The organism is Pseudomonas sp. REB1044 (assembly GCF_038813925.1).
GTDB lineage: Bacteria > Pseudomonadota > Gammaproteobacteria > Pseudomonadales > Pseudomonadaceae > Aquipseudomonas > Aquipseudomonas boreofloridensis.
The window spans coordinates 223,122-244,644 of record NZ_CP046139.1; the positions used below are offsets into that span (position 1 = coordinate 223,122).

Sequence of the window (21,523 nt, forward strand, 5' to 3'; positions counted from 1 at the left end):
GACAAGGAGTCGTCGTGCGTCCAATCCTGTGGTTATTGCTTTTGTTGAGTACGGGCGCGAGCGCGGCCCTGGCGCCGTCCCCGGTACGTGATTTGCGGGTGGGCCTGGAGCGTGCGGACAAGGCCATGGCCGAGGCCGACTATCGGGTGGCCTATCAAGAGTATTCCCTGCACGCCGATAACAATGGACTGGCCCAATTTGCCCTGGGGCTTATCGAACAGCGGGGCTGGGGCCGGCCTGCCGACCCCACGGCAGCCTGTGGATGGTTCGGTCGTGCCGCGCACGCCTCGATCCCGACGGCCCAGCAATTTTACGGTGACTGCTACGCCCAAGGCATCGGTCTTGCGGTGGATGGTCAGGCGGCACTGAAGTGGTATCAGGCGGCAGTGAACGGTGGACTGGTCGCGGCAGCCTGCGCAGCCGGGCAGTTGTACATCGAAGGGCGACTGGTGGACAAGGACATCCCGCGCGGTCTGGCCCTCTGTACCTCGACCGCCCAGGCGCAGTCGACGCCCGCGATGATGACGTTGGCGGCGTATTACCAGAAAGGCAGTGAAGTGCCGCAGAACCTGCCTCTGGCCAGGTTCTGGTACGAGCAGGCTGCACAACGGCATGTTCATGAGGCGCAATTTCAGCTCGGCCTGATGTTGAGCGAGGGGCAGGGCGGGGAGGCCGATCCGCAGAACGCCCGGTTCTGGCTGGAGCATGCGGCGATGGAGGGCTACGCACCGGCCTACCTCGCCACCGCCATCCTGTATGCCAACGCACCCGTCGATCCTCAGACAGGTGTGCTGACGCCCAAGGACCTGGCGAAGATCTACATGTGGAACAGCGCCGCGAAATCGGCGACGCACAATCAGCAGCAACTGGCCGAGATCGAGCGCATAGAAAAGCTGGTCCTGGCCGTAATGCCCGAGCAGTGGAAACCCGAGCTGGACCGCCGAGTGGCGGAGCATCTAGCCAATGCCAGCAAACCCGATGCGATCGCGCAGTAAGCATCGGCCTATAACAACGAGCGTATGCATCCGCATGGGAAGTCGACCATGAATCACGTCTACCGTCTTGTCTGGAGCCCGGCGCAACAGGCTCTGATCGCAGTCTCCGAGCTCACCCTCGGGCCTGGCAAGAAACCCCTGCGCAAGCTGTCCGTTGCCGTGATGGTGATGGCGAGCGCGGCTACTCCCCTGGCGCATGCGGGGCCACAAGGCGGTGAAATCACGGCGGGTGCCGGTAGCATCAGCCAGGCGGGCACTACCACGACCATCACTCAGGGCACGCAGAACCTCTCGGTCAACTGGCAGTCGTTCAACACCAGCAGTGCCGAATCGGTCAAGTTCGTGCAGCCTTCGAGCAGCGCCATCGCCGTCAACCGTATCAGCGATGTGAACCCCACGCAGTTCTTCGGCCAGTTGGACGCCAATGGCAAGGTCTATCTGGTCAACCCCAACGGCATCGTGTTCGGCGCGGGGTCGCAGGTGAACGTCGGTGGACTGGTGGCCTCCACACTCGATATCAGCGACCGGTCGCTGTCCGATCCGGCCCGCACGTTCAGCGGCAACGGTGCGGGCAGCATCGTCAACCAGGGCACCATCACCACCGCGCAGGGCGGCTACGTCGCTTTCCTCGGCAACAAGGTCGATAACCAGGGAACCATCAATACGCCCGGCGGCACGGCCGCGCTGGCCGCGGGCAGCGAGGTCACGCTGTCGTTCACCGGCGACAAGCTGGTCAACCTTCAGGTGGACAAGAGCACCCTGCAAGGGCTGGCGAGTAATGGTGGGCTGGTGCAGGCCGATGGCGGTACCGTGCTGATGTCGGCCGGGGCCAAGGACGCCGTGTTGGCCAGCGTGGTCAACAACACCGGCATCGTTCAGGCGCGCAGCGTGCAGAACATCAACGGCACCATCGTGCTGGGCGGCGGCGCTGACAGTACCGTCAGCAACAGCGGCACCCTCGATGCGTCCGGCACGCAGGTCGGCCAGACCGGGGGCACGGTGAAGGTGCTGGGCGAGACGGTGGCGCTGGCCGCCCAGAGTGCGATCGACGTGAGCGGCGACCTGGCGGGCGGCACCGCACTGGTGGGTGGCAACTTTCTTGGCGCCGGGCCTGAGCGCAATGCCAAGGCGGTCACCGTGGCGGCCGGCAGCCGCATCAAGGCCGACGCCATCAGCCAAGGCAAGGGCGGCAAGGTCGCGGTGTGGTCCGATGGCAGCACCACGTTCAACGGCGCCATCAGTGCCCAGGCCGGGCGCAACGGTGGCGACGGCGGTTCCGTGGAGACGTCAGGCAAGCAGTTGAGCGTCGGCGCTGCGGCTGCGGTGACCACCCAGGCGTCCAAAGGCCAGGCAGGCGAATGGTTGCTCGATCCTCAGGACCTGAGGATCGGTGGTTTCTCTCCTGATCCGTACGACATCAACTACGACCAGATCTCGCAGGCACTGGCCAACAACAACGTCACCATCAAGACCGGTCAAAGCGTGTCGTGTGCCGGCGTCGGCTGCAGCGCGGGTGTCTCGGGTAATGGCGACATCATCCTGCTGGACGGTATTTCCATCGGCAGTGGTTACTGGACCGGTTCGACTACCTTGACCCTGAGCGCTCTGCGCAACATCAGCTTCCGAGGCTCGGCGAGCATCGACGCCAGCGGCGGCAACGGCAGCATCGTGTTGCGTGCCGACAACATGGCCAGTGGAGTCGGCACCATCGACATGGGCCGCAATGGCACGGTCTACGCCAACACTGGCTCGGTCAAGTTCTACTACAACCCCACCAGCTACACCTCGCCGACCGCGTATGAAAGCCTGATCGATCCGGACTACGGCAACAACCTTGTCAACGCGAGTAATTTCAATGCCTACATGCTGGTCAACGTCGTGGGTAGTGCTGCCAACAAGACCTACGACGGCACAACGGCTGGTGTTGTCAGCGGCCTCGCGGTGCTGGGGAGCGGCCCGTCCGATGCCACGGTCGATTTCAGTGCTGCTACGGCGTCCTTCGCAGACAAAAATGCAGGGGCCAACAAAGCGGTCACGATCAGCGGTGTGACCCTCAGCGGCCCTGGTGCAAGCAAATACGCGCTCAACGGCTTGGACAGCAAGACCGCCACGATCAACAAGGCGACGCTCACCCTCACTGGCGTTACCGCGAACAGCAAGACCTATGACGGCACCACCGCCGCCACGCTCAGCGGTACTGCATCAAGCAACGGCATCATTGCCGGGGATGCGGTTTCGGTCGTGGGCTCTGGCGCAGGCAGCAGCTTCGACAGCAAGAACGTGGGCACCGCGAAGGCCGTTACCCTCAATGGCTACACGCTTTCCGGCGCATCCGCAGGCAACTACAACCTGGTCATGCCAACGGGGCTGACTGCCAATGTCACCAGGGCCAACCTGGCGGTATCGGGCGTCAGCGCACAGAGTAAAACCTACGATGGCGGTACGGGCGCTACGCTGTCTGGCACGGCTGCCGTGTCAGCGCTGGGCAGTGATGTCGTGGCCGTGTCCGGCACGGGCACGGGCACTTTCGCTGACAAGAACGCAGGTTCGGGCAAAGCGGTGACTGTGGGTGGGTATACCCTGGTTGGCACCGATGCAGGCAACTACAACATCGTTCAGCCCACCGGCGTGACGGCGACCATCAGCAAAGCCAACCTGGCCGTCTCGGGCATCGCTGTGGCCGACAAGGTCTACGATGGCACTACGGCTGCGTCGCTGGCCGGCAGCGCAACGGTCGCGCCGATTGGCGGCGATGTGGTGTCGGTGACAGGCTCAGGCAGCGCCAGCTTCGCCGACAAGAACGTCGGCGCCAACAAGGCGGTCAGCGTGTTCGGCTACGCGCTGTCGGGCGCGGATGCTGGCAACTACCAACTGGCGCCATCCTCAGGCCTGACCGCATCCATCAGCAAAGCGGACCTGGCGCTGTCGGGCATCGTTGCCAGCGACAAAACTTACGACGGCACCCGCGCGGCCACCCTCAGCGGGTTCGCCGTGGTTCAGCCGATTGGCGCCGATGTCGTCTCCGTATCGGGTAGCGGCAGCGGTCAATTCGTCGACAAGAACGCGGGTGCTGGCAAGACGGTGTCGGTGACCGGCTACGGCCTGAGCGGTGCTGACGCCGGCAACTACAACCTGGTGTTGCCGAGCAATCTCACGGCCAACATCGGCAAAACCAGCCTGGTCGTTTCTGGAATCACCGCAGGTGACAAAACCTACGATGGCGGTACCGCCGCGACGCTGAACGGAACGGCCTCTGTGGCCGCGCTGGGCAGTGATGTGGTGTCGGTAGGCGGTACCGGCACTGCCGAGTTCGCCGACAAGAATGCCGGCTCGGGCAAGGCTGTGAGCGTGACCGGATACACCTTGGTCGGCGCCGACGCAGGCAACTACAACGCGATCCAGCCCAGCGGCCTTACGGCCACCATCAACAAGGCCGATATCACCGTCAGCGGACTGAGCGTCGCTGACAAGACCTACGACGGCACCACCGCCGCGACTTTGTCGGGTAGCGCTTCGTTGACCCCATTCGGCAGCGATGTACTGAGCCTCAATGGCGCGGCTTCGGCTGCATTCAGCGACAAGAACGCGGGCGTTGGCAAGTCGGTGCTCGTCAACGGCTTCACCCTCAGCGGTGCTGACGCTGGCAACTACACTTTGCGCCAGCCCACCGGGCTGACGGCCACCATCGCTAAGGCCGATCTGGCCTTGTCTGGCCTTGCGGCCAGCAGCAAGACCTACGACGGCACCACGGCCGCTACGTTGAGCGGAACCGCCAGTGTCACGGCGCTTGGGTCGGATGTCGTGTCGATTGCCGGGACTGCAAGCGGCAATTTCGCCAGCAAGCAAGCAGGCGTCGGAAAAGCGGTTTCCGTGACAGGTTATTCATTGGTCGGCGCCGATGCCGGCAACTACAACCTGGTGCAGCCAAGCAACCTGACGGCCGATATCGGCAAGGCCACGCTCGGCATCGTGGGTATTTCGGCAGCAAACAAAACCTACGACGGTACCACCGCCGCGAATCTCACCGGCACCGCCACGGTCAATGCCTTTGCTAGCGATGTGGTGTCGGTGGGCGGCCCAGTCACGGCGTCCTTCACCGACAAGAACGTCGGCGCGGCCAAGGCTGTCACCGTAACCGGCTTCACCCTGTCCGGCGCCGACGCGGGTAACTATGACGTGCTCCAGCCCAGCGGCCTCTCTGCCAGCATCGGCAAAGCTGACATCAGCGTCACAGGCGTGAGCGCCGCCAACAAGACGTACGACGGCACCAGCGCCGCGACCTTGTCGGGTATCGCTACGGTGAGCGGGTTCGGCAGCGATGTGCTGAGCCTCAATGGCGCGGCTTCGGCTGCGTTCAGCGACAAGAATGCGGGCGTTGGCAAAGCGGTCCTCGTCAACGGCTACACCCTCACCGGTGCCGACGCTGGCAACTACAACCTGCTTCAACCTGTGGCGTTGACCGCCACGATCGACAAGGCGAACTTGGCGTTGACCGGGTTGAGCGCCAACGGCAAAACCTACGACGGCACCACCGCCGCCACGCTGAGCGGGATCGCCAGTGTCTCGGCGCTCGGGGCAGATGCCGTGTCTGTTGTCGGCAATGCAAGCGGCAACTTCGCTGACAAGCAGGCCGGTCTTGGAAAGACGGTTTCCGTCACGGGTTACTCGCTGGTCGGCGCCGATGCCGGCAATTACAACCTGATGCAGCCAGCAAATCTCACTGCGGACATTGCCAGGGCCACGCTGGGCATCGTCGGTATCACGGCAGTGAACAAGACCTACGACGGCACCGCCGCCGCGAATCTCACCGGCACCGCCACGGTCAATGCGTTTGGCAGCGATGTGGTGTCGGTGAGCGGCCCTGTCACGGCGTCTTTCACCGACAAGAACGTCGGCGCGGCCAAGGCTGTCAGCGTAACCGGATACACCCTGTCCGGCGCCGACGCCGGCAACTACGAGGTGGCACCGCCCAGCGGCCTCTCTGCTAGCATCGACAAAGCTGATATCAGCGTCACAGGCGTGAACGTCGCCAACAAAACCTACGATGGCACCACCGCCGCGACCTTGTCGGGTATCGCTACAGTGAGCGGATTCGGCGGCGATGTGCTGAGCCTCAATGGCACTGCTTCGGGCGCCTTCAGCGACAAGAGTGCGGGCGTTGGTAAATCGGTCCTGGTCAACGGCTACACCTTGACCGGCGCGGACGCGCGCAACTACGCGCTGATCCAGCCAAGCGGCCTGACCGCCACGATCAGCAAGGCCAACCTAGCGCTGACCGGGCTTGGGGCCAACGACAAAATCTATGACGGCACCACGGTGGCGGCTTTGAGCGGAACCGCCAGCGTCTCGGCCATCGGGGCTGATGCCGTTGCGCTTTCCGGCAGTGCAACCGGGCGCTTCGCCGACAAGAACGTGGGCGCAGGCAAGGCCATTTCGGTCAATGGCTTGACGCTGGTCGGCGCCGATGCCGGCAATTACAACTTGGTGCAGCCGACCAACCTGTCGGCCGACATTGCTAAAGCCACGCTTGGCATCACCGGTATCGCGGCCGCCAGCAAAACCTATGACGGCTCCACGGTCGCGACCCTGACGGGGACTGCTTCGGTCAATGGGTTCGGGTCCGATGCGGTTGCCGTAGGCGGTACGGGCACTGCCACCTTCGCCGACAAGAACGTCGGCACGGGCAAAGCCGTCACGGTCAGTGGCTACAGCCTCAATGGCGCCGACGCGACCAACTACAGTCTCGTCGCGCCCAGCGGGTTGACTGCAGCGATCACCCCGGCCAGCGTGTCACTCGCCGGCATCAATGCCCGCTCCAAGGTGTTCGATGGCACCACCACGGCCTTGGTCGATGCCAGCAGCGCGTCGTTGACAGGGGTGTTCACGGGCGACGACGTGGCGCTCGTGACCGCAGGCGCATTCGCCGACGCCACCGTCGGTGCGGGCAAGACGGTCAATCTGACCAGCCGTCTGCTGGGCGTTGACAGCTCGAACTATCTGCTCACCGGCCAGACGGTGGCGCTGGCGGACATCACGGCGGTTTCTGTCACCGTGCCCGTCACCACGCCGGTCCTGCCTGTCGTCAGGGTGCAGACCGCGGTCGCGCAGGTGCAGTCGTCCATCCTCGCGCCGCAGGCCACCGCGCAGCCGCAAGCGTTGTCCCTGTCTTCGACCCTCGACATCCGCGATGACCAACAGGTCAAGACCGACCAGCAGCGCACAGAAGGCGATCGCAAGACCGTCCTGCTCAACACTGCCTCCGGCTTCGCCACGCCTGCTCCCTTGTTGAGCATCCAGAACGGTGGTGTGCAACTACCGCCCGTAGCCGCCCGCACCCAGCGATAATTTCAATGAAAAAAACTACCGTATCGTCGCTCCGTTACCGCCCCATGGCCGCCGCTCTGATGGTGGCCTGCATCACCCAGCCCTTGTCCGCCCAGACATTCCCGGACGCGGGCGTGATCCTGCAGCAGGTAGAGCCGAGCCTGCCACCTGTCCCGTCGTCGTCGGCACCGGCCTTGCAAACCCAGACCGGGAGCCCGACCGCGCTGCCCGAGTCGCCGCCTTTTCTGGTCAAGAAGCTGCTGATCACTGGCAACACCCAGTTCACGGCCGATGAGCTGCATGCGTTGGTCGCGGACCAGGAGGGCCAGGCGCTGACCCTCTCGCAAATCAACGCAGTGGCCGGTCGGATCACGGCCTACTACCAGCAACGGGGCTATCCGTTGGCGCGGGCCATCATTCCTGCCCAGACGATCCAGGATGGCAACGTCACGCTCCTGGTCGTCGAGGCGCGTTACGGCCAGGTGCGACTGGACAACCGCAGCGACGTGCGCGACGGCCTGCTAAACTCCACGTTGGAACCGCTGCGCAGTGGCGCGGTGATCGATGACCCGTCACTTAACCGCAGCCTTTTGCTGCTCTCGGACATTCCGGGCGTGGGCGTGGCGGCCACGCTCAAACCGGGCGCGGCTGTCGGCACCTCCGATCTGGATGTCGCGACGGTGGACAATCCGGCGCCGCTGGCGACCGTTGCGCTGGACAACTTCGGCAACCGCTACATTGGCCGCGAGCGTCTGTCTGCCAACCTGAGTCTGCTCAACCCACTGCGACTGGGTGATGTATTCACGGCGACCCTGGTGTCGGCCGGAAGCGACATGAACTACGGGCGTCTGTCCTATGAGGCCTTGCTCAACGGACAAGGCACGCGCGCCGGAGTGGCCTATTCGCATCTGAAGTACCGCCTGGGCAACGACTTCGACGAATTGGATGCCAACGGCACCGCCGACTTGGCCAGCGTCTGGATCAGGCACCCGCTGTTGCGCAGCCGGGACAGCAACCTTTACGTGCAGGCGCAGTTCGACAACAAGCGTTTGCGCGATGACATCGATGCCACCGGCATCAGCAATGATCGTCACCTCAACAACTGGGTGCTGAGCCTCAATGGTGACCTGCGAGATGACCTGCTGGCGGGCGCTGTCAGCGCCTGGAGCGTCGGCTTGACCAGTGGCCGTGTGATCACCGATGAAGCGCCCGTGCAAAGGCAGCCCGAGGGTGGATTCTCCAAGCTCAATGCCAACTTCTCCCGCCTGCAGGGGCTGACGGCGAGCGACGCGATCTACCTGAACCTCGCTGCGCAGTGGAGCGATGTCAATCTCGACTCGGCGGAAAAACTGACGGTCGGCGGCCCCTACAGCGTGCGCGCCTACGACATCGGCGCGTTGTCGGGCGATACCGGCTATGCCGGCACGCTCGAATGGCGCCACGAGCTGGGTGCAGGATGGGCCGGCCGCTGGCAAGCGATCACCTTCTTCGACAGCGCCTACGTGAAAATCAATCGCCGACCCATTGGCGGCACCGATAACAGCGCCACCTTGTCCGGTGCGGGCGTGGGCTTGAACTGGAGTGGCCCGCAGCAGTGGCGTGCCTCTGCTTCAGTGGCTACGCCGGTGGGCAATGAGCCTTCGGTGGCGGGAAGTCAGTCGTCGGTGCGGGTCTGGGCGACGCTCAGCAAGGCGTTTTGAGCCGGTCGCCAACGGCTTGGCGTTAACTGCCTGGCCGATACTGCAGAGCCTCGGCCAGGTGCGCGCGTTCGATACGCTCGGCCTGTTCGAGGTCGGCCAGGGTTCGCGCCACCTTGAGCAGCCGGTGGGCCGCGCGCAGCGACAGGTTGAGCCGTTCGCAAGCGTTCTCCAGCCAGGTCATGTCGGCGCTGTTCAATGCACAGTGCTGACGCAGGCCCGGCAAGGTGAGAAACGCATTGGCGCAGCCCTGACGCCGCTGCTGGCGTTCGCGGCATTCGGCGACCACGGCGGCGACGCTGGCGCTGCCTTCGCCGCTGGCCTGGTGGCTGAGGGTGGTGCTCTCGCGCGCCACGGTCAGGTGCAGGTCGATACGGTCGAGCAGGGGACCAGAGAGTTTGTTGCGGTAGCGCTGGATCTGTTCCGGGCTGCAACGACAGCGCGCTGCCGGGTCGCCCAGATAGCCACAGGGGCAGGGATTCATCGCTGCCACCAGTTGAAAGCGTGCTGGAAAGCGCACCCGGTCTCTGGCCCGCGATACCACGATCTCTCCAGACTCCAACGGCTCGCGCAGCACCTCCAGCACCCGCCGCTCGAATTCCGGCAACTCGTCGAGAAACAGCACCCCGTGGTGCGCCAGGGTGATTTCGCCGGGCTGTGGCCTGCTGCCTCCGCCCACCAGCGCCGGGCCGGACGCCGAGTGGTGCGGATGGCGAAAGGGTCTTTGCGGCCAGCAGTCCAGCGGCGCCTTGCCGCTGACCGACTGGATCGCCGCCACCTCGAGCGCCTCGTGCTCGTCCAGGGGCGGCAGCAAGCCGGGCAGGCGACTGGCCAGAAGCGTCTTGCCGGTGCCGGGCGGGCCGGTGAACAGCAGGTTGTGCGCTCCGGCGGCGGCCACCAGCAGGGCGCGCTTGGCAGCGACCTGCCCCTGCACTTCGCTGAGGTCTGGGTAGGGCCGCGTGCGCAGGGTCAGCCCGTTGGCCGCATAGGTCGGCAGCGGCACCTGGCCGTTGAGGTGCGCGACCAGTTCCTGCAGGTGCCCGACGGCATACACCACCAGACCGCCCGCCAGGCTCGCTTCCTCGGCGTTCTCACGCGGCACCACCAGCGCCCGCCCGGCTTCGCGCGCGGCCAGCGCCGCCGGCAACACGCCCTGGACCGGCCGCAGCGCCCCTGAAAGCGCCAACTCGCCCAGGCATTCGAAGTCGGCCAGGGTGGCTACCGGCACCTGCCCGTTGGCGGCGAGAATGCCCAGGGCGATGGCCAGGTCGTAGCGCCCGCCGTCCTTGGGCAGATCGGCCGGAGCAAGACTCTGGGTGATGCGCCGCGCGGGATACTCCAGCCCTGAATTGACGATGGCGCTGCGCACCCGGTCCTTGCTTTCCTTGACCGTGGCCTCGGGCAAGCCCACCAAGGTGAGGTTGGGCAGGCCGTTGGCCAGATGGGTTTCGACGCTGACCGCCGGCGCCAGCACCCCGACCTGGGCGCGGCTGTGGACTAGGGCGAGGGACATGGACACTCCTTGATCGCTGTGGACGCCGCGTCCTGCGGCTGGGGGCAAGGATAGTGGTGGGATTGGGTGGGGGCAGGGAAAGAGTGAGACGAGGTTTTGCGACAAGCGAGCCATGAGCCATGCTTGCGCCGGGGTACCTGCATGATTGCCGAAAGCTTTCGCGATCTACCAGTGTGATGCTTTAGAAAGAAGCGCGAGGTGGCTAGAATGAGCGAGTCTCTGCCCATTTCCCCTCAGGAGAAAGGTATGTCGAGTACAAAGCGCCTTACCGAAAAAGAGATTCAACATCTCGAAGGTGAGATTCCTGCAGTCGCAGCAGGTGCAACGCGTATGGCCTTCTTGCGAGCGCTCGCGGCCGGACATACCGTCATGACGGTGCAGGGCAGCTATCTCGTTGAGTCCAAGGCCGATGGATCCGAGACGGTCGTCGGTAATTCCAGGCCTCGCCGCAAAGTGAGTGTCGGTCAGGCCATCCAGGTCCACCGAGTAGGTTCTAGTGCTAACGCCTAGCTACGCGTCTTTGCGGGGCCGAATGGTTCGGGCAAGAGCACCATCAGAGAGCAAGTTCCGGCCAATCTGATCGATACCTACGTGAACGCAGACGAGATCGAAAAGGCCGCGAAGGCAGACGGCTTTGTCGATCTCAGTCCATTCAAAGTTAAGGCGACCGCCGATCACGTTCGAGCCTTCTTTGCCACCCACGACTTGATCTTGAAAGAGCGTCTTGAAGGTCAGGCTGCATTGTTCGACATGGACGGCCCGCGCATCGACGTTCGCCGCCTCGACTTCAATTCGTATCACGCCTCGGTAATTGCTGATTTCATCCGGCAGAAACTCGTGGAGGAACGTGTGAGCTTCACGTTCGAGACGGTGATGTCGTCGCAAGACAAGGTCGCCTTCATGCGCCGTGCGCAGGAACTGGGTTATCGCACCTACCTCTACTTCGTGGCCACTGACGACCCAAGCATCAACATAAACCGCGTGGCTAACCGTGTAGACGATGGTGGACACAACGTCCCGGCTGACAAGATCGTTCAGCGTTTCCACCGGTCACTCAAGCTACTGCCGGAGGCAGTAGCAGCGTCCAACCGTGCTTACATCTTCGATAACTCGGGTGAGCACTCTGTCTGGTTGGCCGAGATCACCGACGGCACCAGCCTTGAATACAAGGTTGAGGACCAGCCTGATTGGTTCATGCAGGCCTACGTAGATAAGGTCACGAGCGACGCGAGCTAATGGTAGCTGGATGTTGCGCCACCGCCAGCGTTCTTGACCTACAGTGACAGCATCCTCGATTTTCTCCTCCGGATAAGGATGTCGACATGAATGGCTTGGCAGTGGTGACGGGTGGCAGCCGCGGGATCGGTGCGGCGATCGCCCGCCAGCTATGTCACATGGACCATCGTGCCGGTGGCCGGGGGCCGCTGAAGGTGGCCAGTACCCGCCAGCGCCTGCCGGCGGGCAACCGGTTCAGTCCAGTGGCTTGCGCATCAGGATGTCGATGGCGAAAGCACCGAGCACCCCACCGGATACCCAGCGTTGGGCACGCATGGCTTTCGGCCGCGCGGTCAGGAAGCGGCTGACCCGCGCCGCCGCCAGCACGATCAGGCCATTGACGGTCACGGCGATGCTGATCTGTACCAGCCCCAACTGCATGTACTGCTGCAGGGTCGACCCGGCAGCGGGATTGATGAACTGAGGGATCAGGGCCGAGTACATCAAGGCGATCTTGGGATTGAGCAGGTTGGTCACCAGGCCCATGGTGAACAGCTTGCGCGGTGAATGAGGGGGCAGTTCGCGCGCTTCGAAGGGCGAGGAGCCGCGGATCATGTTCCACGCCAGGTAGCCCAGGTAGAAGGCCCCGGCGATGCGTACCACGTCGTAGGCCATCGGCACGGCCTTGAACAACGCGGACAGGCCAAGCCCGGAGGCGACCAGATAGCAGATGAAGCCGAGCGCTACGCCGGCGAGCGAGATCATGCCGGCCAGGCGTCCTTGGGAGATCGCTCTGGAGGTGAGGTAGACCATGTTAGGGCCAGGCGTCAGGACCATGCCCAAGGCGATGATCGCCACGCCTATCAAGTTTTCCACTGGCATCGGAATTGCTCCTGCAAAAGTTAAGCGTGCGCTAGGGCCGGTCTTGCGCCGGCCACCAGCGTCCAAGGGCTGTCCCTGCCAGCGCCCGACCGAGGACGGGCGCCTTTGAGACGTCGATAGTGACATGCGCCGAGTCGCCAGCGACAGTGGCGCTCATCTGCACGCTGACAGTGCCGGTGCGGCATGCCGCGAGCGGTCATGCCGAGGCACTCCAGGTCTGTGCCAGATGCTCGAAGATGCGCTCCACATCCCGCACCAGCGCCGGACGGTCGAAGCTGCGCAGCCGCAGCCGAGTGCGGGCGCCCTCGTAGACCCCGCTGGGCACACCGGCGGGCAGCGCCTCCTGCGCCCAGTACAGCGTACCCAGCTCGGTGCGCAAAGGGCTTTCCCGGCGGCCGATCACCCAGGCACCGCGCTCGCCGTGCAGCGGTCGCCCGTCGCGGCTGCGGGTGCGGGCATGATCGCGCTGACGGCTACAGGCCTCGGTCTGCAACTCCCAGGCGATGCCGACCAAGTCGATGTCACGCACCTCGCGCCACAGAAATGGAATCTCCGCGCCGCCGACGCGTGCGCCGATCTCCAGGAAACGCAAGGTCTGACCATCGTCGAACAATTCGAGGTGGAAGACGATCTCGCGTTGGCCTGCGAAGACCGCGAGCAGCGCCGCCACCTGCTCGGCGATAGCGCGCTCGTGTTCGTCCGCGTCCAGTTCGATGCTGCCTAGCGCGCTGTCCGGCCCGAAGTCGGCACAGCTGTTGACGTATCGCGAGGCGGTCAGGACGACGATCCGCTCGCCGTCCCACCAACCATCCACGTGCAGGATCGGCGCTGCGCAGAACGCCTGAACCATCATTGGCTCGGCGTGTGGCGCTTGCAGCAGCCTCAGGTCTTGCGCCTGGCGCAGGATCCGCACACCGCGGCTGGCGGTACCGCATCGCGGCTTGAGCACCAATGGATAGCCGTGCTCGGCCAGCAACCGCTGTACCGCCTGCGGATCCTCGGCGCTCACCGCCGGCAGGATCGCGATCGCCGCCTGCCGGGCGGCGACCTCGAGCATGGTCAGCTTGTCGCGAAAGCGCTCGATCCAGGCGCAGGGGTCGCCTGGCACGCCCCATCGCTCGCGGATCGCCGCAGCGTTGAGCAGGTCGCCTTCGTTGAGCGCGACCACCCGATGCGGGACACCGTGCAGCTCGATCAGCCGCTGCGCCTCGGCCATCACCGCAGTGGCATCGTCCAGCGATTCCAGCGTCGAGATCGAGGCCAGCCGATCCCCGGGCAGCGACTGTGCGGATTCGGCCGTGCAGATCGCGCGGATCTGCATGCCCGGCTCAAGGCCATAACGCTCGTAGAGTGCCTGGCGCCCCACCCAGCGGTGCAGGCAGAGCACGTAGCTCATGCCTTGGGCTCCATGATGAAGTGCACCGCCTGCACCAATTCATCGCCGATGCGCACGGCATCCTCGCGTGAGCTGCCGGTGGCCAGCACATAGCCCGACACGCAGTCGGCGACCGTATCCAGGGCCGGTATCGTGTCGCCTTCGTGTTTCTGAATGACCACCGCCTGTTGCGCCTCGCCCAGCTCGAACAGGAAGGGCAGGAACACGCGTGGCGTCTCGCCGGGGCGGGTGTGACGGACATCGACATCGGGTTTGAGGTCGAGCTCGACCTTGCGCACCGTGCCCGGCGTCGGCACGAAGAACTGGATCGCAGCGCCGGCTGTGGGCTGGGGCGATTGCAGCGGCAGTTCGTCGATGCCCAGCGGCACGGTCAGGAACATCCGGTTCAGGTCCAGGCCGAATGCGCGGCGCACCAGTTCCGGGGCCCCGGAACCGGCCAGACGTGCGTGCGACTCCAGCACCCGTGGGCCTTTGTCGGTGAGCACGAACTCGCTGTGCGACGGACCTTCCACCAGTTCCACGGCATCGAGCAGGCGGCAGGTCATGTCCATGAGCTCCGGCAGCCATTTCGCGGCGTCGGTGCTGGGGGTGCTGACTTCCCACTCCACGTATTTGTCATTCATGCGGTACTGCGAGTAGCCGATGGGCAGGTGACGCCCGGCGAAGGAGAACGAGTCGACGCTGACCACTGGGCCATCGAGGTACTCCTCGATGATGATGTGTCGCACCTCGGCGTGCTTGAGCGCTTGCCAGGCCTGGGTGGCAGTGTCGGCGTCGAAGCAGGGGTGGATGTGCAGGCTGGCGACGCCTTCGGCAGGCTTGAGCACCGACCGGCCGTGCTCGGCCACGAAGTCGATGGCGTCCTGCGCGCAGGTCACATGACGGTAGGCGACCGGGCTGAGGTCATGCTCGGCCAGCAGCTTGCGCATGGCCACCTTGTCCTTGAGCAGGTGGGCCGTCTTGTACGACACGCCGGTGAGCTGGAAATGATCGACGACCTTGCCGGTCGACTCACCCGCCACTTCGGTGGTGGTGATGATGCGCGCGAACGGTCGCTCGCGGTGCAGCGGCTCGAGCACCTTGATGATCGCTGCCGCGTCGTCCAGCGGCGCGTGCACCACCTGTTCGCAGTGGCTGAGGATGTCGTCTTCGTAATCGCCTGGCTGGTGCACCAGCACGACATCGATACCTAGGGCCTTGGCGCCGTGAATTGGGGCAGGACGACCACCAATGACTGCAATACGCTTGTTCATGCAAACTTCCTGTTCGAGTGAGGATGGAGTGGGATCAGTTGCCGTAAACCCGGCGCAACCAGCGCGCCTGGCCATCGGGCAGAGGTTTGAAAGCCTTGCGCCGATGCAGCACACGGGTGTTCTTGAAGATGAAGAAATCTCCGGGCTGCAGCACCAGCTCGATGCCGCGAACCTGGCCGAGCACCGCGCGCAACTGCGCCAGCGCGGTCTCTGCGTGGGGGGTCTGGGCGCTGACGATGCCGTCGTCGAAGCGCAGTCGATAGCCCTCGGCACTGCGTTCCAGAATCGGCATCACGCGGTGTTCGCCGTCGAACCCTTCGTTCGAGGCCGGTGCACCGAAGACGTAGCTCGATTCGCTCAGGTGCTCGATGGCCAAGCTCGGCAGTTGCGCCAGTACATGGTCGATGCAGACGATGTCGGTCGACGCCTGCTCCTGGTTGCGCACCGCTGTGAAGGCCAGGTAGTTGGGTACGCTGCGGGCGACATCCAGCGCTTGGTCGCCGAACGGCCAGTTGGGATTGTCGGTGTGCCAGGAAAAGTCGACATCCGCGCCCCATGAGCTGGTGGTGCCGACGGCCTGTGGTACGGGCACGACGTTGCGTACCAACTTGCCGTGGTTCTCGTATTCCACGGCATGACAACGCACGCCGAGCAGTTCGAGCATGCCGAAATGCAGCAGATCGAAGTCCAGTACGCACTCGGCGTCGGGCAGGAACCCGTCGCAGGGCGAGCGTACTTCGGTACTGAGCTCGATCCCACGCAGCAACAAGGCTTTGTAGCCGCTGCCGGGAAACGCGGCGATGGCCTGCAGCACATCACTGGCCAATGCCGAACGCAGCCATTGCGCGCCGACGTTGCCGACGTCCTCGGCACGGTGCGGCGCTGTGCCCAGGCGTTGCCGACACTGCGCCAGCACTTGCCGGTCATAGCCTGGCACTCTCAGCGTGTTGATCACCGAGGCCTGGTGCACGTCCAGGGCCATGAGACTCATGGCAGGCGCTTCAGGTAGGAGGCCGCGCGTGGGTCGGGCCGGTGTGCAAAACGCGCGCCGCGACGGATGAACGGGCCGAACAGCGACAACAGAGACACGATGACGTAACTCATGGATACACCTTCCCTAGTGGTTGAACGACTCAATCCAGCGGCACGGTCTCGCGCCAGTCGACGGCTTCTTCGAAGTGCGGTTGCTGGGTTTTCTCCAGGTAGAAATTGCCGATCGCCAGCACGTCCATGTTGGTGCGCATGAAGCAGCGGTAGGCCTGCGCGGGTGTGTTGACGATGGGCTCGCCGCGCACGTTGAAGGAGGTGTTGACCAGCACCGGGCAGCCGGTCCGGCGATCGAAGCGCTCCAGCAGCGCGCGGAAACGCGGATTACGCTCGCGGTCCACGGTCTGCACGCGTGCCGAGAAGTCCACATGGGTAATGGCCGGCAGGCTGCTGCGCACCACCTTGAGCAGGTCGATGCCGCTGAGTGCCGCTTGGGCGGCGGGTACGCTGCGGCGCACGGCTTGTGCGACCGGCGAGACCACCAGCATGTAAGGGCTTTCTTCGACGATGTCGAAGTATTCCGAAGCCTGCTCGGCGAGCACCACCGGCGCAAACGGCCGGAAAGACTCGCGAAACTTGATGCGCAGGTTCATGGTGGATTGGGTGTCGGCGCGGCGCGGGTCGCCGAGTATCGAGCGGTTGCCCAGCGAGCGCGGACCAAACTCCATGCGCCCCTGGAACCAGCCGACCACGCCGCCTTCCTCCATGCTGAGGATCAGCCGATGGTCGAACGCTTCGTCATCCAACTGCTGGTACACCGCACCGCACAGGTCGAGCTCGGCCTTGATCTGCGCGTCGCTGTATTCAGGTCCCAGCAGCGCGCCCTGCATGCCGTCCACGCCTTTGGGCAATTCGCGCACGTGAACCTTTCTGGCACGGCGATCGCTCAGCAGCGCAGCGCCCAACGAGCCTCCGGCATCCCCTGCCGCCGGCTGAATCCACAGGCGATCGAAGGTCCTTTGCCGAGACACCACGCCATTGGCCACGCAGTTCAGTGCCACCCCGCCAGCCATGCACAGATTGCGCTCGCCGGTCAGATCCCTCGCCGTCTGCGCCAGGCGCGACACCACCAATTCGGTGACTTTCTGCACAGAGGCGGCGAGGTCGAACTCGCGTTCGGTCAACGGCGCTTCCGGCAGGCGACGAGGTCCGCCGAACAGGCGTTCGAACGCCTCCCCCGTCATCACCTCGCCACCGATGAACTCGAACTTGCTCCAGTCCAGGCGGAAGCTGCCGTCAGGCTTGACGTCGATCAACTCGGCCAGGATTCGATCGGCGTGCACCGGCTTGCCGTAAGGGGCCAGGCCCATCAACTTGTACTCGCCCGAGTCCACCTTGAATCCGCAGAAGTAGGTGAACGCGGAGTAGAGCAGTCCGAGCGAGTGGGGAAATTCGAGCTCGGCAACCTGTTTCAGCCCTTCTGGCGTGCCGTGCCACAGCGTGGTAGTGGCCCATTCGCCGACGCTGTCGATGCACAACACTGCCGCCCGTTCGAACGGGCTGGGAAAGAACGCCGAGGCTGCGTGGGATTGATGATGGCCATGAACCTCGATCACGCGTCCCTGGCGATCGCCCATCTCCTGCAGATGCCGCTGTACCTGGCGGTCCATGCGGCGCTTGGTCTTGAACCAATCACTGAGTACGGGGGCGTAGGTCGCTGCCGAGGAAAACCCGGCGACGGCCGCGGTGGACAGCACCCGACGGAATTTCAGCGCAGGGTCTTCGTAATACGCCACATGGTCGACCTGCGCCAGGGACAGCCCCGCCTCGGCCAGCACGAACGCGATGGCCTGGGTGGGAAATCCGGGATCGTGTCGAATACGGCTGAAGCGTTCTTCCTGGGCGGCCGCCACGATGTGGCCATCGACCACCAGGGTGGCGGCGCTGTCGTGGTAGAAAGCGGAAATGCCGAGCGTGCAGGTCATAGCAGCGACCTCATTCGTTCCTTGAACTTGTCCAGCATGGTGTCCTCCCTGGGGGGGTTGAGTGCGGCGAAGCCAACGCGGACGCGTGTCCACAAGGCCTCTCGATCGGTTGCGCCAAAAGCACTGAGGTAGGTGTCGAGGCTGGCGACCGCCCATGCGCTGTGCCCGGTCGCGATGTTGTCGATGGCGTTGTGCAGGTCGACGAACAAGGTGGGGTAGCCATAGGCGCGCAAGGCCTTGTGCGTGCGCCGGTAGCCGCCCCCTACGCCAGACAGTTCCATCGCCAGGTTGAGGCCGAGAATTTCCGCGCAGTAGCGTTGCGGATAGCGGCCGATCGCAAGCCACAGCAGCGGCAGGTCGAAATCCTGATCGGCAAAGCAATCGGCGGCGGCGTAGTCGGCACTGGCTGTCGCCGGCAGTTCGCCGTGCACGGCGCGCAATAACTGGCGATAGATCACCGGGTGGTTCTGCATCAGGACACCGTTGCCGAGTTCGTCGTAGAAGGTTTCGAACAATCGGCTGGCAAACCCTGAACTGGCTAAGGAAGGGTGGGCGAAGCCTGCTAGCCAGGCACCGTCGATCATGGTCAGTGGGGCCAGGGCGAGAATGTCGGCGACCACCTCTTCGCGTGTGGGCACTGCCTCGTCCGGATCCAGCGTGGCATTGGCGGCCACATGCTGGAGCTGCAGCCACTGGCGCAGTGCGCCGGGCGCCCAGCGCTCAGGCAGTGGGCAGCGCCCCTTGGACAGGGCTCTGGCAGACCTGACCAGCCAGCGGTTCACATAGTCGCGAGTCTGCTGCTCTTCTGCAGGGGTGAGTTCGACGTGAAGCCAGCGCGAATAGCGTTGGCGGGGGGCACCGTAGTGCAGAGGACCGAGCCTCGCTCATCGACGCACAAGGCACGCTGCAGCAGGCCGTCGTCCTTCCAGTGCAGGTGCGCAGGTTCTGGGCTGGGGGCCTGGGTGTAGGGCAGTCCGGCGATCCAGCGTTGCAGGATCAGTACGTCGTCGGGGCTGAAGATCCGAAACATCTTGCCGCGGGGCGAGATCAATGCGTTCAGCAGCGGACTGCGGTGGGGGTCGCCTGGGCGAACGTAGGCGCTATTGGCCAGATGGTCGAGCAGTAGCAGCGCGTCGTCTGTCTGCAGCATAGGTTTCATCGGAGCGCCCGCCAAGCGGGTGCTGTCGTGGTACTGACACGCCTCTGGGCGTCGCCGCCTGATCACATCCCGTGCCGCTTCCCGGGGATCGAGCCAGCGTTCGAGCACCTCGAGCAGCGCGCTGTGGGCCGTTTCGACCTGCCAGCGCGCCCAGGCATAACCTTGGGCAACCGCCTGTTCGGCGCTGGCGTCGGCCTGGGCCAGGTAGTCGCAGACTGCGGTCCCGGCCAGCACGGCCAAGTCACAGTTCGGTTCGTCCGGGTCCCGGCGCAAGTCGAGAAAGGACGTGGCGGGCGAGGGCTGGGCGATGAACGCGAACATCGGCAGCAGGCCGGCGTGGCGCAGGTACAAGTTGACGCCAAGGATCTGTGGCAACAGCGATTCGGGGAAATGGCCCATCACCAGCAGCATCGCCGCCAGGTTGAAAGCGCCCGGGCAAAGGCTTTCATCCTCGCCGATGCGCAGAGGGTCGATGCCGTTTTCCGAAGGTCCGAGTTCACGCAGCAGTTCGGCGTAGCGTGGCAGGCGTCCAGCGCCGGCCAGCCCTTTGCCGACATCGGCTGCATGAATACTCAACACCGCCATGGCATAGGACGATTCGTTGTTCCAACTGGCACAGACGCTGTGCAGCAAGTGTTGGCTGCCGACCAGCAAGGGTGCGGCCTCGCGCACGGCCTTGGCCCTGAGTACGGCACGTTCGTCGGTCTCCAGGCGTGCGCACAAAGCGCGCCACGGCCTGGCCAAGCGTTGCACGCGGTCGGCCGTTTCCTGTGCCAACGTTTCCAGCGCCTGGGGGCAGCGCCAGTCGTTGGTCATTGCCTGGCCAACCGGGACGTCGCGCAGCAACGCGCGCAGGTCGGCGGGCGAGAAGGTTTGCCGAGCCTGCTCGCCCGATTCGGCGCTGAGCAGGGCGCAAAACACGGTTCTGGCGCTGTTCATCAGTGCATCGGATAAATGGAGGAATTATTCTTTTTCTTGGTCTTCTTCTTCCGCTTGAAGAGCGCGCTGAATGCCTGTCGAATCCGTTTGAACATGATCGATTCCTTTCCTGTTAGTTCAGATGTTGCTGAATGGCCTGCGCCACGACGTCATTTCCGATATCGGTGAAGTGCGCGCGGTCGACAAACAACCATTCAGTCGCCGGTCGCGACCTGAGGCCATGCACCAAGTTGGTGAATGGCAGGTCCAATGTGTGGCACGCCGAGGCCAGATAATCGGAATAGTGATCGGCGACTGCGGGGTCGGATATATCACCGTATAATTGCGACCACGTGCCGAGTTTTGAGATCTGATCAAGTTCGTCAAACAATCGCTTTTCTTCAGCGCACGGAGAACGCACCCAAGTGGCCAGCGGTTGCATGAGAAAAGACAGTTCCGCGCCGTGTGCCTGGGCCAGACTTTTCCATGTCGCTAGGCAGCGCGCCGTTTCTGCCGTGGCACGACTCAGTGTTTCCCCGACAGGTGGGACCGCTGTGGTTTCGGTGGGCCACTTTGGAAGTTTCGCTGGCGGCAGAGATGCCCCATGTGCTTCGGCGATCTCGTCGAACTTCTCGTAATAATCGCCGCAGAAATAGAAGGGTGGAAGTTCACCGCGAATGAACTCGGGCAAGCGCGCCATGACCAGGGTGTTGAAGCCGCCCAGCACCACGATTCTGCGGATCTTGGGCAGGCGATGCCGATGCAGCATGAACAGCATCAGCTCCTGCGTCGCATTGAAACAATGCCCGGCGAAATTGAGCCAGGGAATGCCGTCGGGGTCGTGGTGCGCGAGCCGGCTGGCGACACTCGCTGCATCGCTGGAAGCCCCGTAGCCCAAGGCGGGAGAGGCGCCTACCAGTAGGTTGACGATGTCGGCCGGGCACTCGTCGAGCGTGCCGGCGCTCACCGGCCTGCCGTTTCGATCATGGGCGATGCGAAACCCCAGTCGGTCGGTATGGATGCTGGGCGATTGATAGTCGGCTGCATTGAAACTCATGACGTAGGGCAGATACTGCGAGCGACCACGATTGGCGAAACGGTCGTAATCGAGCATCTGCGGTGTCAACTTCACGCGCTCGAGATCTGGATGGTCGAGGGCAACGGGCTTGCGTCTTTTGAACACGGTAAATTCACTCCAT

The 21,523-nt window shown here is 64.1% G+C and carries 14 protein-coding genes; 5 read left to right on the forward strand and 9 right to left on the reverse strand.

The annotated features are described in order from the left end of the window. The first annotated feature begins 14 nt into the window (after positions 1–14). The 3 genes from GKC70_RS01045 to GKC70_RS01055 are packed head-to-tail and all read left to right on the forward strand — an operon-like array spanning position 15 to position 9,019. Positions 15–995 carry a tetratricopeptide repeat protein gene (locus GKC70_RS01045; protein WP_342650187.1) on the forward strand — a complete coding sequence of 327 codons (981 nt, stop codon included), beginning with the start codon at positions 15–17 and terminating at the stop codon, positions 993–995. A gap of 48 nt (positions 996–1,043) precedes the next feature. Continuing rightward, positions 1,044–7,340, forward strand: a complete 6,297-nt coding sequence (locus GKC70_RS01050; protein WP_342650188.1) for a YDG domain-containing protein — start codon at positions 1,044–1,046, stop codon at positions 7,338–7,340. A gap of 44 nt (positions 7,341–7,384) precedes the next feature. Continuing rightward, complete coding sequence (locus GKC70_RS01055; RefSeq protein ID WP_342650189.1) at positions 7,385–9,019, forward strand: ShlB/FhaC/HecB family hemolysin secretion/activation protein; 1,635 nt, start codon at positions 7,385–7,387, stop codon at positions 9,017–9,019. 22 nt (positions 9,020–9,041) lie between these two features. On the opposite strand, the gene GKC70_RS01060 is transcribed toward GKC70_RS01055, so the two are convergent. Then, on the reverse strand, positions 9,042–10,529 hold the full coding sequence (locus tag GKC70_RS01060) for a YifB family Mg chelatase-like AAA ATPase (RefSeq protein ID WP_295481265.1): 1,488 nt from the start codon (positions 10,527–10,529) through the stop codon (positions 9,042–9,044). Between the two features lie 207 nt (positions 10,530–10,736). Here GKC70_RS01060 and GKC70_RS01065 point away from each other — a divergent pair, with 207 nt between their 5' ends. Next, positions 10,737–11,039, forward strand: a complete 303-nt coding sequence (locus tag GKC70_RS01065) for a hypothetical protein (protein ID WP_342650190.1) — start codon at positions 10,737–10,739, stop codon at positions 11,037–11,039. Positions 11,040–11,081: 42 nt separating this feature from the next. Then, positions 11,082–11,765 (forward strand): zeta toxin family protein, encoded by a 684-nt coding sequence (locus tag GKC70_RS01070; protein WP_342651574.1) that lies wholly within the window; start codon positions 11,082–11,084, stop codon positions 11,763–11,765. 234 nt (positions 11,766–11,999) lie between these two features. On the opposite strand, the gene GKC70_RS01075 is transcribed toward GKC70_RS01070, so the two are convergent. From GKC70_RS01075 to GKC70_RS01110, 8 genes are all read right to left on the reverse strand, one after another. Further along, positions 12,000–12,626: a LysE family translocator gene (locus tag GKC70_RS01075; protein ID WP_039581711.1), complete on the reverse strand. Its 627-nt coding sequence runs from the start codon at positions 12,624–12,626 to the stop codon at positions 12,000–12,002. A gap of 196 nt (positions 12,627–12,822) precedes the next feature. Next, positions 12,823–14,022, reverse strand: a complete 1,200-nt coding sequence (locus GKC70_RS01080; protein WP_342650191.1) for a biotin carboxylase — start codon at positions 14,020–14,022, stop codon at positions 12,823–12,825. Further along, on the reverse strand, positions 14,019–15,275 hold the full coding sequence (locus GKC70_RS01085) for an ATP-grasp domain-containing protein (RefSeq protein WP_342650192.1): 1,257 nt from the start codon (positions 15,273–15,275) through the stop codon (positions 14,019–14,021). The genes GKC70_RS01080 and GKC70_RS01085 overlap by 4 nt, the downstream gene beginning before the upstream one ends. A gap of 34 nt (positions 15,276–15,309) precedes the next feature. Continuing rightward, positions 15,310–16,266, reverse strand: a complete 957-nt coding sequence (locus tag GKC70_RS01090; protein ID WP_342650193.1) for a TauD/TfdA family dioxygenase — start codon at positions 16,264–16,266, stop codon at positions 15,310–15,312. A gap of 142 nt (positions 16,267–16,408) precedes the next feature. Further along, positions 16,409–18,247: a carbamoyltransferase gene (locus tag GKC70_RS01095; protein ID WP_304482882.1), complete on the reverse strand. Its 1,839-nt coding sequence runs from the start codon at positions 18,245–18,247 to the stop codon at positions 16,409–16,411. Then, positions 18,244–19,029: an iron-containing redox enzyme family protein gene (locus GKC70_RS01100; RefSeq protein WP_342650194.1), complete on the reverse strand. Its 786-nt coding sequence runs from the start codon at positions 19,027–19,029 to the stop codon at positions 18,244–18,246. The genes GKC70_RS01095 and GKC70_RS01100 overlap by 4 nt, the downstream gene beginning before the upstream one ends. Next, on the reverse strand, positions 19,026–20,345 hold the full coding sequence (locus tag GKC70_RS01105) for a hypothetical protein (RefSeq protein WP_342650195.1): 1,320 nt from the start codon (positions 20,343–20,345) through the stop codon (positions 19,026–19,028). The genes GKC70_RS01100 and GKC70_RS01105 overlap by 4 nt, the downstream gene beginning before the upstream one ends. 112 nt (positions 20,346–20,457) lie before the next feature. Further along, entirely contained in the window at positions 20,458–21,507 is a 1,050-nt protein-coding gene (locus tag GKC70_RS01110) for a hypothetical protein (protein ID WP_342650196.1), read from the reverse strand. Positions 21,508–21,523: the final 16 nt, after the last annotated feature.

What these genes read in the sequence shown, in the direction of transcription:
- GKC70_RS01105 (WP_342650195.1), bottom strand. Translation starts at nt 20,345, where the DNA reads ATGAACAGCGCCAGAACCGTGTTTTGCGCCCTGCTCAGCGCCGAATCG.
- GKC70_RS01060 (WP_295481265.1), bottom strand. Translation starts at nt 10,529, where the DNA reads ATGTCCCTCGCCCTAGTCCACAGCCGCGCCCAGGTCGGGGTGCTGGCG.
- GKC70_RS01085 (WP_342650192.1), bottom strand. Translation starts at nt 15,275, where the DNA reads ATGAACAAGCGTATTGCAGTCATTGGTGGTCGTCCTGCCCCAATTCAC.
- GKC70_RS01065 (WP_342650190.1), top strand. Translation starts at nt 10,737, where the DNA reads ATGAGCGAGTCTCTGCCCATTTCCCCTCAGGAGAAAGGTATGTCGAGT.
- GKC70_RS01055 (WP_342650189.1), top strand. Translation starts at nt 7,385, where the DNA reads ATGGCCGCCGCTCTGATGGTGGCCTGCATCACCCAGCCCTTGTCCGCC.
- GKC70_RS01095 (WP_304482882.1), bottom strand. Translation starts at nt 18,247, where the DNA reads ATGACCTGCACGCTCGGCATTTCCGCTTTCTACCACGACAGCGCCGCC.
- GKC70_RS01075 (WP_039581711.1), bottom strand. Translation starts at nt 12,626, where the DNA reads ATGCCAGTGGAAAACTTGATAGGCGTGGCGATCATCGCCTTGGGCATG.
- GKC70_RS01080 (WP_342650191.1), bottom strand. Translation starts at nt 14,022, where the DNA reads ATGAGCTACGTGCTCTGCCTGCACCGCTGGGTGGGGCGCCAGGCACTC.
- GKC70_RS01050 (WP_342650188.1), top strand. Translation starts at nt 1,044, where the DNA reads ATGAATCACGTCTACCGTCTTGTCTGGAGCCCGGCGCAACAGGCTCTG.
- GKC70_RS01090 (WP_342650193.1), bottom strand. Translation starts at nt 16,266, where the DNA reads ATGAGTCTCATGGCCCTGGACGTGCACCAGGCCTCGGTGATCAACACG.